This window comes from Rhodococcus sp. IEGM 27 (genome assembly GCF_033142305.1).
Classification (GTDB): domain Bacteria; phylum Actinomycetota; class Actinomycetes; order Mycobacteriales; family Mycobacteriaceae; genus Rhodococcus_F; species Rhodococcus_F oxybenzonivorans.
In genome coordinates, this window is record NZ_JAWLSG010000007.1 from 195,279 (window position 1) to 207,634 (window position 12,356).

Genomic DNA, 12,356 nt, shown 5'->3' on the forward strand with positions numbered 1-12,356 from the left:
GTCTCAGTCGCCCTCGAGTTCACCCTCGGTGTCGAGGTACACCTGACGGAGCCCATCGAGCGTGGCCTTCTCGGGGTGTTCCCACATGTCCCGCTCCGCGGCCTCGAGCAACCGCTCGGCGATTCCGTGCAGCGCCCACGGGTTCGACTTCTCCATGAACTTGCGGTTCTGCTCGTCCAGTACGTACGACTCGGCCAGCTTCTCGTACATCCAATCGGCGACGACGTTGGTGGTGGCGTCGTACCCGAACAGGTAGTCGACGGTGGCGGCCATCTCGAACGCCCCCTTGTACCCGTGCCGGCGCATCGCCTCGAGCCAGCGCGGGTTGACCACCCGGGCGCGGAACACGCGGGACGTCTCCTCCGACAAGGTGCGGGTCCGCACCGAGTCGGGTCGGGTGCTGTCACCGATGTACGCCTCCGGTGACGTCCCGGTGAGCGCGCGCACCGTCGCGACCATGCCACCGTGATACTGGAAGTAGTCGTCGGCATCGGCGATGTCGTGCTCGCGGGTGTCGGTGTTCTTGGCGGCCACGGTGATTCGCCGGTACGCTGCACGCATGTCGTCGGCGGCGGGGGCGCCGTCGAGTCCGCGTCCATAGGCGAAACCGCCCCAGGTGGTGTACACCTCGGCGAGATCGGCGTCGCCGCGCCAGCTCTTGGAGTCGATCAGCTGCAGCAGTCCGGCGCCGTAGGTTCCGGGTTTCGACCCGAAGATGCGAGTGGTCGCGCGCCGCTCGTCACCGTGGTCCGCCAGATCGGCCTGCGCGTGCGCGCGCACGAAGTTGCTCTCCGCCGGTTCGTCCAGCGCGGCGACGAGCCGGACCGCGTCGTCGAGCAGGGCCAGCACGTGCGGGAACGCGTCGCGGAAGAAGCCGCTGATCCGCACGGTCACATCGATGCGCGGGCGGCCCAGCTCGGCGAGGTCGATCACCTCGAGGCTCACCACCCGGCGGCTGGCCTCGTCCCACACCGGCCGCACACCGAGCAGCGCGAACACCTCCGCGATGTCGTCGCCGGAGGTGCGCATCGCGGACGTGCCCCACACCGACAACCCCACCGACCGCGGCCAATCCCCGTGGTCGGCTCGGTACCGCTCGAGAAGCGAGTCGGCCATCGCCTGCCCGGTTTCCCAGGCCAGCCGCGACGGCACGGCCTTCGGGTCGACGGAGTAGAAGTTGCGGCCCGTCGGAAGCACGTTGATGAGCCCGCGCAGCGGTGAACCGCTCGGCCCGGCGGCGATGAATCCACCGTCCAGGGCGTGCAGAACCTGCGCGATCTCGTTGTCGGTTTCCCGGAGTCGGGGCACCACCTCGGTCGCGGCGAAACGAAGGATCTTCGCGACCGTGGCGTCTTCGGTCAGCGAGTCGGCTGCTTCGGGCCGCCAATCGGCGTCGGCCATGCCCCGCACGAGCGCGTGGGCCTGGGCCTCGACGTCGTCCACGCGGGTGCGCGATTCGTCGCCGTCCTCGCTGAGTCCGAGTGCCTCCCGCAAACCGGGAACATTCTGCTCGCCGCCCCACATCTGCCGGGCGCGGAGCATGGCGAGAATCAACTCCACCTCGGCGTCGCCGCGGGGCGCCTGCCCCAGCACGTGCAGCCCGTCCCGGATCTGGACGTCCTTGATCTCGCACAGCCAGCCGTCGACGTGCAGCAGCATGTCGTCGAACACGTCTTCGTCGGGTCGTTCCTCGAGCCCGAGGTCGTGGTCCATCTTGGCGGCCCGCATCAGCGTCCAGATCTGCTGGCGGATGGCCGGCAGCTTCGACGGGTCGAGGGCGGAGATGTTGGAGTGCTCGTCCAGGAGCTGTTCGAGCCGGGAGATGTCGCCGTAGCTCTCGGCGCGGGCCATCGGCGGAATCAGGTGATCGACCAGGGTGGCGTGTGCACGCCGTTTGGCCTGGGTGCCCTCGCCGGGATCGTTGACCAGGAAAGGGTAGATGAGCGGGAGGTCGCCGAGGGCGGCGTCGGTGCCGCACGACGCCGACATGCCGAGGGTCTTACCGGGCAGCCATTCGAGGTTGCCGTGCTTGCCGAGGTGCACCACCGCGTCGGCGCCGAATCCACCGTCCGCGGTCTGCGCGGCGATCCAGCGGTAGGCGGCGAGGTAGTGGTGGCTCGGCGGCAGGTCGGGGTCGTGGTAGATGGCCACCGGCTTCTCCCCGAAACCGCGGGGCGGCTGCACCATGAGCACCAGGTTGCCGAACTGCATTGCGGCGATAACGATTTCACCGTCGGGGTCCTGGGAGCGGTCGACGTACAACTCGCCCGGTGCCGGGCCCCAGTGTTCCTCCACCCCGTCGCGCAGCTCCGCCGGCAACGCGGAGAACCATTCCCGGTAGCGGGCGGCGGAAATGCGGATCGGATTGCCCTCGAGCTGCTCGGCCGTCAACCAGTCGGGGTCCTGGCCGCCCGCGGCGATCAGGGCGTGGATGAGCGCGTCCCCGTCCTGCGCGGCGAGACCGGGCACCGCGTCCGGGCCGTCGGCCGGGCCGAGGTCGTACCCGGCCGCCCGCATGTCGGTGAGTAGGCGGATCGCGCTCGCCGGGGTGTCGAGACCGACCGCGTTGCCGATCCGCGCGTGCTTGGTGGGATACGCCGACAGCATCAGGGCGATGCGACGTTCGGACGCCGGAATATGGCGCAGGCGGGCGTGCCGGACGGCGATGCCGGCCACCCGGGATGCCCGTTCGGCGTCGGGCACATACGTGGACAGCCCGTCCGCGTCGATCTCCTTGAACGAGAACGGCACCGTGATGAGGCGTCCGTCGAACTCGGGCACCGCGACCTGAGTGGCGACGTCGAGCGGGGAGAGCCCGTCGTCGTTGGACTCCCACGACTCCCGGCTGCTCGTCAGGCACAGCCCCTGCAGGATCGGCACGTCCAGTGCGGCGAGCGCGGCGACATCCCACGCCTCGTCGTCGCCGCCGGCGGACGCACCGGCGGGCTTGGTGCCGCCTGCGGCGAGCACGGTGACCACCATGGCGTCGGCGCGGCGCAGCGTCTGCAGCAGCTCGGGCTCGGCGGTGCGCAGCGACGCGCAGTAGATCGGCAGCGGGTTGCCCCCGGCAGCATCGATCGCGGCGCACAGCGCCTCGATGTAGCGGGTGTTCCCGGCCAGGTGCTGGGCTCGGTAATAGAGCACGGCGATGGTGGGGCGCTGCGCTTCGGGCTCGACGGCGAACGGTGCGAGACCCCAGCTCGGCAGATGCACCGGCGCCTCGAAACCGTGACCGGTGAGCAGGACCGTGTCGGACAGGAAGTGGTGCAGTTGGGCGAGGTTGTCGGCTCCGCCCTCGGCCAGATAGTTGTGCGCCTCCGCGGCGACGCCGGCGGTCACGGTCGAGCACTCCATCAACTCGGCGTCGGGGGCGTGCTCACCGCCCAGGACCACCACCGGCAGGCCACTGGCCAGCACCGCGTCGAGCCCGTCCTCCCACGCCCGGCGGCCACCGAGAATCCGGACCACGACGAGGTCCACGCCCGCGAGCAGTCCCGGCAGGTCCTCCTCGACCAGTAACCGTGCCGGGTTGGCCCAGCGGTAGTCCGCCTTGCTGGCACGTGCGCTGAGCAGGTCGGTGTCGGAGGTGGAGAGCAGCAGGATCACAGGTGGAGCCTTCCTGGGGTGTCGCGCCCCGTGGCGGTGGTTGCCGAAAACCGGGTCGGTTTCGGAACCGTGGGTCAACAGGACGGCAGGTGAGGGTCTGGCTCGCCCACCGGGTTCGGCGAGCTCACAGTGGCGCGACCGCACCGGAATTGCACCGGCTTCCTCTCCTGCTGCCGCAAGTGCTCGTGATGCTACCGGGCGGCCGACGTAACCTGGGACCATGGTCGCCCCTCGTTCCCGCCCCGACGCCTGCCCGGGGGCGCTACAGGTCCATCAGGCCGCCGACGGTCCGCTCGCCCGCGTGCGGCTGCCCGGTGGTGTTCTCACGCCCGCGCAGCTGCAGGTGCTCGCCGAGTCGGCCCGCGACCTCGGGAACGGGGAGATCGAACTGACCTCCCGCGGCAACGTGCAGCTTCGCGCCGTCGGCGATCCCCCGGAGTTCGCGAGGCGGCTCGCAGACACCGGCCTGCTGCCCTCGCACACCCACGAACGGGTACGCAACATCCTCGCCTCGCCGTTGACGGGGCGCATCGGTGGCGTCGCCGACCTGCGGGACGTGGTCGACGAACTCGACCGGAGTTTGTGCGCCGACACCGCGCTGGCCGACCTCCCCGGCCGCGTCCTCTTCACCCTCGACGACGGCCGCGGTGACGTGTCCGCGCTCGGCGGCGATTTCGGGATACACGCGGTGAGCGAGACCGAGGTGGCGTTGGTGCTGGCCGGCCGCGACAGCGGGGCCCGGATTTCCGCGACCCAGTCGGTGCACGTGCTGCTCGACGCGGCCCGCACCTTCCTCGGCCTACGCGACGGGCAGTGGCGGCTGTCCGAGATCGACGACGGCGTCGAACGGACCCTTACCGCCCTTGCCCTTGCGCCCACCGCACAACCGGTGGCCGGGTTCGCCGAGCACCGGCCCCCGATCGGGTGGCTGGATCAGCCGGACGGCACCGTCACGCTCGGCGGCGGCCTCGCGTTCGGGGTCCTCGACTCGAGGATGGCGGAGTTCCTGGCCGCGGTGGAGAAACCGGTGATCGTCACCCCATGGAGGTCGGTGCTGCTGTGCGACCTCGACGAGTGGTCCGCCGAGCAGGTGGTCCGCGTCCTCGCACCGATGGGCCTGATCTTCGACGAGAACTCCCCCTGGTTGAACGTCACGGCCTGCACGGGCCGGCCGGGCTGCGACAAGGCGCTCGCCGACGTACGCACCGACGCCCGGGACGCCGTTCTCGGTGGCGAGCTCCCCTCCGACGGGAGGCAACACTGGTCGGGTTGCGACCGCTGCTGCGGGCGCCCCAAGGGTGAGGTGACCGATGTCGTTGCGACCGCAACCGGTTACCGGGTGGACCACCGCTGACAGCACTGCCTCTATCGTGAGGCCATGATCGAGTACATCCGAGACGGCGCGGAGATCTACCGCCAGTCCTTCGCCACGATTCGCGCCGAAGCAGATCTCAGCGCCTTCCCCGCGGACGTCTCGCAGGCCGTGGTCCGCATGATCCACGCGAGCGGCCAGGTCGATCTGGTGGACGACGTCGCATTCACCCCCGGTGTCGTCAAGGCCGCGCGGGAGGCCCTCGCGAACGGCGCCCCGATCTTCTGCGATGCGCAGATGGTGGCGGCCGGCGTCACCCGCAAGCGACTGCCCGCGGACAACGAAGTGCTGTGCACGCTCCGCGACCCCCGGGTACCCGTCCTGGCCGCGCAGATCGGGAACACCCGGTCGGCCGCCGCGTTGGAGTTGTGGGGCAGCAAACTCGAGGGTGCCGTTGTCGCGATCGGGAACGCCCCCACCGCCCTCTTCTACCTGCTCCACATGATCGAGTCGGGCGCGGCGCGTCCCGCCGCGGTGATCGGTGGTCCGGTCGGTTTCATCGGTGCGGCCGAATCGAAGGAAGCACTGATCGAGCATCGGAGCGGCCTCGACTACCTGGTGGTGCGCGGCAGACGGGGTGGCAGTGCCATCACGGCGGCGGCCCTGAACGCGATTGCGAGTGAAGTGGAATGAGCGCCGAGACGAGTGCGCACGGCAAACTGTGGGGAGTCGGAATCGGTCCGGGCGATCCGGAACTGGTGACGGTCAAGGCGGCGCGGGTCATCGCCGAGGCCGACGTGGTGGCGTTCCACAGCGCCCGGCACGGCAAAAGCATCTCCCGCGGTGTCGCGGCCCCATACATGCGTGAGGACCAGATCGAGGAGCACCTCGTCTACCCCGTCACCACCGAGACGATCGATCATCCCGGCGGCTATCAGGGGGCGATGGACGAGTTCTACGAGCACGCGTCGGGGCGGCTCGCCGCGCATCTCGAGGCCGGTCGTTCGGTCGCGCTGCTCGCCGCGGGTGACCCGCTGTTCTACAGCTCGTACATGCACATGCACAAAAGGTTGGCGCAGCGGTTCGACGCCGAGGTGATCCCCGGTGTGACTGCCGTGAGCGCCGCCTCGGCCGCCCTGGCCATGCCGCTGGTCGAGGGTGAGGAAGTGCTCACCGTCCTGCCCGGAACGTTGCCGCAGGCGGAATTGACCCGACGCCTCCGTGAGACCGACGCCGCCGCGATCCTCAAGCTCGGCCGCACCTATCCGGCGGTCCGCCAGGCGCTGAAAGATTCCGGCCGCATCGACGAGGCCTGGTATGTCGAGCGGGCCAGCACCGACCGGGAACGGATCGCCTCCGCGGACGAGGTATCCGACAGCGACGTGCCCTACTTCTCGATCGCCGTGATCCCGAGCCCGTCCAACAGCCGCGGGGACACCACAGCACCCACCGGCGAACTCGTCGTCGTCGGACTGGGTCCGGGCGATCACGCCTGGACCACCCCCGAAGTGCAGTACGAATTGTCCCTCGCCACCGACGTCGTCGGCTACGGTCCGTACATCGACAGGGTGCCCGAACGGCCCGGTCAGCGCCGGCATGCCAGCGACAACCGCGTCGAGGCCGAACGCGCGGCGATGGCGCTCGACCTGGCCAAGAACGGGGCCCGGGTGGCCGTGGTGTCCTCCGGTGACCCGGGGGTGTTCGCCATGGCCGCGGCCGTGCTCGAGGTGGCTGCCGAGGACCAGTGGCGTGACGTTCCCGTCCGCGTGCTCCCCGGCATGACCGCCGCCAACGCGGTGGCGAGCCGTGTCGGTGCTCCCCTCGGCCACGACTACGCCGTCCTGTCCCTGTCGGACCGGCTGAAGCCGTGGGACATCGTGGCGCAACGTATTTCGGCGGTGGCGAGCGCCGACATGGCGTTCGCCGTCTACAACCCGGCGTCGAAGTCACGTACCTGGCAGGTGGCCGCGATGCGCGACCTCGTGCTCGAGCACCGCTCCCCCGACACCCCCGTGATCATCGGACGCGATGTGGCCGGCGTGCAGGAATCGGTGCGGGTGGTCCGCCTCGCCGATCTCGACCCCGCCGAGATCGACATGCGGTGCCTGCTGATCGTCGGCTCCTCGATGACCACCGTCGTCGAGAACGAACACGGCATCCGGGTCTTCACTCCCCGCCGCTATCCCGGCTGAGCGGACGCAGCACATCGACACCGGGTCTCACTCGATGCGTCCGGACCGAAGTTCGGTCACCGCGATCTGGGCGGCGCGGCCGATCGCCTGATCCACCACGGGCAGAAGGGGATCCGCCCGCGCGGCCCGGGTGAACACGGCCACGGCCACCGGAATCTCACCCGGGAAGGTGACCACGGCCGCCTCGTTGCGGATCGCCCCGATGGTCCCGGTCTTCCCCGCCACGGTGACGTCGGCATAGGGAAATCCCGAGCGGATTCGGTGTTGCCACACCTGCGCAGCCATCACCTGCCGGATGAACTCGCCCTGCACCGGCGACACCGCCCGGTCCGTCCAGATCGCGTCGAGCAACGCCGTCATCTCACGCGGGGTGGTGGCACTCGCGTACGAGGGGTCGTAGGCCGACACCGTCCACGCATCGTCGTTGTCGGCGAGCGCGGCGAACGCTTCCGCAGTGGTGTGCGCGTGGGAGTCGATCACCAGTTTCCGATGCACGTCCGCTGTCCCGCCCACGATGCGGGTCCGTGTCAGACACAGGTCGGTGAGCACCCTGTCGACGGCGTCGAGACCGACTCCGCCGAGAACGAGATCAGCCGCGGCGTTGTCGGAGACGGTCATCATCGACAGCGCGAGATCCCGCCAGCTCATCACCACGGGATCGCGGAACATCGACACCCCGGTCGGCCCCGGTGTGCAGTCCGCCGGGTTGACACGCACCGTCGACGTCGGCGACAGTGTGCCCGCGTCGAAGGCGCGGCAGAGGGCGACCAGCAGCGGCAGTTTGTACACCGACGCGGTGACGACCAGGTCGTCACCGTCGACGGAGACGGCCGGAACGCCGTCATCGGTCGGGCCGACCCGGCGCGCGTGGAGCCAGCCGACGCACCCGGCGTCGGCGAAGACGTCACGGATCCGTTTCTCGGGCGACGAAGTCATCGCCCGCCCTTGAACAGCACTCGGTCGAGTGCGCCTGCGGAGACGGAGACGTCACTGCCCGACCGCCAGACGATGCGCACGCGCAAGGCCAGGTGGTGGCGTACCAGGTCGAGCCAGGCCACCCCCGGCATGTCCGCCGGCGAAGTCGTGGTCACCCCGAAACAGCCACCGGCCGCCACGTGGGCGAGCACCTCCCGTGGTCCCGGCGCGACGACGACGTCCGGGTCGAGGCCGCGGGCCCGCCACAGGTCGACGAACAGATCGTGCGCCGGTGGGTTGTCCGAGCGTGGGCCGGTCGACAGCGTCAACCCCCGCAACATTCGGACCTGAGGCTGTCGGGCGGTCGCTGCGGGGTGATCGTCCGGAACCACCACCCAGCGCCGGATCTTCAGGACAGGCCCACTGCCGAGCCCGGTGAGCAGCGCGGGATGTTCGATCACCGCCACGTCGAGACTGCCGCTGCGGACCTCTTCCACCAAGTCGGTCGTTGCCGCTGTTCGCGTCATCACCCTCGTCCGGTGGGCGCGGTCCGCGTCGCGGAGGGCACGAACACACCGCACCACGATATCGTCGCCCAACGCGGGCGTCACACCCCATCGCACCACCGCGTCGCTTCCACCTCCGAGGCGGCGCGCCTCGTCCTCGAACCGGGCGGCATCGTTCACGAGCAGCCGCGCCCGCGGCAACAGGTGCCGTCCCGCCTCCGTCAGCCCGACACCGCGCGCACTGCGGGAAACGAGTTCGGTGCCGAGTCGCTGTTCGAGCCGCCGGACTCCCTGCGACAGCGGCGGCTGTGTCATCCCCAGCCGGGTTGCGGCGTTTCCGAAGTGACCCTCTTCCGCAACGGCGACAAAGAAACTGAGATGGCGGAGAAGATCCATGCCCACTATTGAACCAGCGGCGAACAACGCGGCCGGGTGCGTCCACCAAAAAGGTCCTGTGCGGACGGGTGCCACGCTGCGGTGATATCGAAGACGACTCGGCGGGGCGACGTTCACGTCTTTGCGTTCGCGCCCCATCAGCCCGAGATTGTGTGCATGACCCGACTACGATCTCCTCGCCACGTCTACACCCTCGCGCTCGCACTGCCTCTGCTGCTCGGCGCCTGCACGGACGCCGCGGAATCCGTTCGACCCGTCACGTCGGCACCGGCCGTCGCGTCGGCGGTCTCGTCGGCGCAGGCGGCTTTCCTCGACTCACGCATCGCTGAGCTGGAGGCACAGTACTCGACCCGCATCGGTGTCACGGCAGTCGATCCCACCACCGGGGCCGTGTACCGGCATCGCGGCGCCGAAAGGTTCGCCCTGTGCTCGACGTTCAAGACGTACGCCGCCGCAGAGGTTCTCCGCCGTACGAGTGAAGGCACCTCGTCACTCGACAAGGCGATTCCCGTCGAAGCCTCTGCTCTGGTGGAGAATTCACCGGTCACCGCGGCGGCAGTGGGCACCTCGATGACGCTGGCGGAGCTCGCCGAAGCGGCCCTCACCCGCAGCGACAACACCGCCGGAAACCTACTGTTGACGGAAATCGGGGGTCCGCAGGCCATCACCTCACTCGCTCGCAGCATCGGTGACGACACCACCCGACTCGACCGCTGGGAGACCGAACTGAACACCGCCCTCCGCGGCGATCCCCGCGACACGTCCACGACCGACGGCCTCGCCGAGGGCTACCGGGCACTGCTCCTCGGCGACGAGCTCGAGCCCACCCACCGACGGCAGTTGCTCGACTGGCTGCGCGCCAGCACCACCTCCGACACGCGTATCCGGGCAGGGTTGCCGCCGGGGTGGTCCGCCGCCGACAAGACCGGAACCGGACGATTCGGAACCGCCAACGACGCCGGCGTGGTGTGGGATCGGGAGGGCAACCCCCTCGTGCTCGTCATCCTGACCGACAGTTCGACCAATCAGGAAGCGGCTCAACCGAACAGCGACGCCATTGCCGAGACGACAACCGCGGTCATCGGAGCGCTCGACGCCCCGTGAAGTGCGCGGATCGCCGCAAGATGTCATGGGCACGGGCGAGCTGAGGTCGGTGACCGCCATGGGTGGCGCGACTGCCGTCGGCGCCGAGACGGTCGATGATCGTCTCGGCCCAGACCACTTCGTCCGCATCCGGGGCCAACGCCGAATTGATCACCGGGACCTGCTCGCTCGACAAGGTCAGCTTGCCCGTCATACCCATGTCGAGAGCAAGCAGCGCATCGGACCGCGTCACCTCGGCGTCGAGCACGAGTGTCGGTCCGTCGACGGGCGCACCGATGCCCGCGGCGCGACTGGCGTTGACCAGCCGTGATCGCGCGTACGCGAGCGCCATCGGGCTGCGGCCCGCGCCGATGTCGCGGCAGTAGTCGCCGATCCCGAATGCCAGCCGCACCACCGGCGCAGTGCGGGCGATCTCGTCGGCGGCCACCACCGCGGCGGCTGATTCGATCAGGGCAACCACCGGCACACCGGGAAGTGCGGCGGCGGTGGCACGAATCTGTTCGGGCGAATCCGTTTTCGACAACATCACCCCCTGCAAGCCCCTCGACCCCCGGATCGACTCGAGGTCACGCTGCCAGTGGTCGGTGGTCGCGTCATTGAGACGTACCCAGCCGCGGTGACTGTCGAGCCATCCGGCAACGCAGGCACGTCCGTCGTCCTTTGCGGCCGAAGGCAGCCCGTCCTCCAGGTCGACGACGAGGCAGTCGGTTCCGGACTGGGCTGCGGCGGTGATTGTTTCGGAATCGACTGCGGGAACCAGGAACCAGCTGCGGGCCATCAGGACATCGACCGACGGGGTCCGGACCATGTCGATACTCATGTCGCTCTACGCTCTGCCATGCTCGACAGTCTGCTGAAGACCGGCACCCGGGCACACTCGCCGAAGTGGAGTGTGCCCGGCACACAAAGCTGCCGCTTCGTCAGGTGCGCCGACCCGACTCGTCACGGGTCAGATGTCGAAAGCCCAGTTGACCGGGTTGAACACCACCCGATACCACACGTCCGCCGCGGAATCGAAGGTGCAGGGGATGATGATGTAACCGGTGGTCTTCTCGAGCGCTGCTGCCTTGTTGCAGAAGTACTCGCCACCTTCACCGGACGTCTCGGCGCGGTAGACGGGGCCGACATGCCAGGGGTCGGCCCCGGCCGTGCCTGCCCCGACGGTGGATCCGAGAACGAGGGGTGCGGCCAGGAGGCCGACGAGTGCTGCGGTTCGCCGAACGGACTTCTTCTGCACGAAAGCTCCTTCACGTGGCGGGGACACGACAGTTCTGTGCCGTTAGGTCGTTCATCGCAGAACTATCGTTACCATCGCTTCACGACAGCGGTCCCGGATTTCCTGCGCACTCCCCCGCCGATCAGGCATCGTGGTGGTCATGCGCGATTTCCGGTTCTCCTTCAACATCCTCGATGTCGGTTCCCGCGACGCGCTGATCGATCGCTGTCGCCGCAGCGCGGAACTGGGCTACGACGTGGTGCTCGCCGCCGACCATCTCGGCGCACCGGCACCGTTTCCGCTGCTGGTGGCCATCGCCGACGCCACCCCGCAGCGGGTCGGCACCCTGGTACTCAATGCTCCGTTCTGGAACGCGGCCCTCCTCGCGCGGGAGATCGCGACCACCGACGTCCTCACCGACGGCCGGATCGAGATCGGTCTCGGCGCGGGGCACATGAAGTGGGAGTTCGACGCCGCCGACATCGAGTGGAAACCGTTCGGTGGGCGGGTCGAGCAGTTGGCGACCACGGTCGACGACCTGCACACGTTCTTCACCACCGATTTCGACGAGCTCCCCGAAGAACGGGACGCACCCCGACCACTCCAGCGGTCGGGCTTCGAAGGGTCGGGACCGCCCCTGCTGATCGGCGGCACCGGTGATCGTGTGTTGCGCATCGCTGCGGCACACGCGGACACCGTCGGGGTGGCGGGCACATTCCAGATTCCCGGTAAGCCGCCGGGAACGTTCCGGCTCGCCACAGCCGAAGAAACCGACGAACGAATCCGATTCGTGCGCAAGCACGCCGGAAGTCGGGCGGACGGCATCGAATGGCACCTGCTCGTGCAGATGGTCGTCGAGACAGACGACCGAAAGTCCGCGGCACAGCGCATCGCCGAACGGATGACCGGAAGCATGACAGCCGACGCCGTGCTCGATACGCCGTATCTGCTGTTGGGAACCGTCGACGAGATGGCCGAACAACTCGCGCGGCACCGCGAACGGTACGGCTTCTCCTACATCACCGTCCACGACCCCTACATGGAGGTATTCGCGCCCGTCATCGCCGCTCTCCGCAAGCGTGGGTGACCCGGACGGTCACCGTCCGGGC

General features: G+C 69.1%; 10 protein-coding genes and 1 riboswitch. Of the genes, 5 read left to right on the forward strand and 5 right to left on the reverse strand.

Annotated elements, in window-relative coordinates; translation table 11 throughout:
* Nucleotides 1–3: 3 nt before the first annotated feature.
* Nucleotides 4–3,606: a cobaltochelatase subunit CobN gene (gene cobN, locus R4P95_RS24055; RefSeq protein WP_317744708.1), complete on the reverse strand. Its 3,603-nt coding sequence runs from the start codon at nt 3,604–3,606 to the stop codon at nt 4–6.
* A 70-nt stretch (nt 3,607–3,676) separates the two neighbouring features.
* A riboswitch (cobalamin riboswitch) is annotated at nt 3,677–3,820 on the reverse strand.
* A gap of 6 nt (nt 3,821–3,826) precedes the next feature.
* Here cobN and cobG point away from each other — a divergent pair.
* The 3 genes from cobG to R4P95_RS24070 are packed head-to-tail and all read left to right on the forward strand — an operon-like array spanning nt 3,827 to nt 7,110.
* The gene (cobG, locus tag R4P95_RS24060; protein ID WP_317744707.1) at nt 3,827–4,960 is read left to right on the forward strand and encodes a precorrin-3B synthase; all 1,134 of its coding nucleotides are present in this window, start codon (nt 3,827–3,829) and stop codon (nt 4,958–4,960) included.
* Nucleotides 4,961–4,984: 24 nt separating this feature from the next.
* Complete coding sequence (locus R4P95_RS24065; RefSeq protein ID WP_317744705.1) at nt 4,985–5,611, forward strand: precorrin-8X methylmutase; 627 nt, start codon at nt 4,985–4,987, stop codon at nt 5,609–5,611.
* Complete coding sequence (locus tag R4P95_RS24070) at nt 5,608–7,110, forward strand: precorrin-2 C(20)-methyltransferase (RefSeq protein WP_317744702.1); 1,503 nt, start codon at nt 5,608–5,610, stop codon at nt 7,108–7,110. Before R4P95_RS24065 ends, R4P95_RS24070 begins: the two co-directional genes overlap by 4 nt.
* A 27-nt stretch (nt 7,111–7,137) precedes the next feature.
* Here R4P95_RS24070 and R4P95_RS24075 read toward each other — a convergent pair whose 3' ends face one another.
* Nucleotides 7,138–8,046 carry a serine hydrolase gene (locus R4P95_RS24075; RefSeq protein ID WP_317744701.1) on the reverse strand — a complete coding sequence of 303 codons (909 nt, stop codon included), beginning with the start codon at nt 8,044–8,046 and terminating at the stop codon, nt 7,138–7,140.
* Nucleotides 8,043–8,936 carry a LysR family transcriptional regulator gene (locus R4P95_RS24080; protein WP_317745113.1) on the reverse strand — a complete coding sequence of 298 codons (894 nt, stop codon included), beginning with the start codon at nt 8,934–8,936 and terminating at the stop codon, nt 8,043–8,045. Before R4P95_RS24080 ends, R4P95_RS24075 begins: the two co-directional genes overlap by 4 nt.
* Before the next feature lie 147 nt (nt 8,937–9,083).
* Between R4P95_RS24080 and bla the strand changes: the two genes are divergently transcribed.
* Complete coding sequence (gene bla / locus R4P95_RS24085) at nt 9,084–10,031, forward strand: class A beta-lactamase (RefSeq protein WP_317744700.1); 948 nt, start codon at nt 9,084–9,086, stop codon at nt 10,029–10,031.
* Here bla and R4P95_RS24090 read toward each other — a convergent pair.
* Both R4P95_RS24090 and R4P95_RS24095 read right to left on the reverse strand, forming a co-directional pair.
* The gene (locus tag R4P95_RS24090; RefSeq protein ID WP_317744699.1) at nt 10,006–10,851 is read right to left on the reverse strand and encodes an HpcH/HpaI aldolase/citrate lyase family protein; all 846 of its coding nucleotides are present in this window, start codon (nt 10,849–10,851) and stop codon (nt 10,006–10,008) included. The genes bla and R4P95_RS24090 overlap by 26 nt on opposite strands.
* Before the next feature lie 129 nt (nt 10,852–10,980).
* Nucleotides 10,981–11,268 (reverse strand): hypothetical protein, encoded by a 288-nt coding sequence (locus R4P95_RS24095; RefSeq protein ID WP_159922067.1) that lies wholly within the window; start codon nt 11,266–11,268, stop codon nt 10,981–10,983.
* 139 nt (nt 11,269–11,407) lie between these two features.
* On the opposite strand from R4P95_RS24095, the gene R4P95_RS24100 reads away from it, so the two are divergent.
* A complete protein-coding gene (locus R4P95_RS24100; RefSeq protein WP_317744698.1) occupies nt 11,408–12,334 on the forward strand; it encodes an LLM class F420-dependent oxidoreductase in 927 nt (308 codons plus the stop codon).
* The last annotated feature ends 22 nt before the right edge of the window (nt 12,335–12,356 follow it).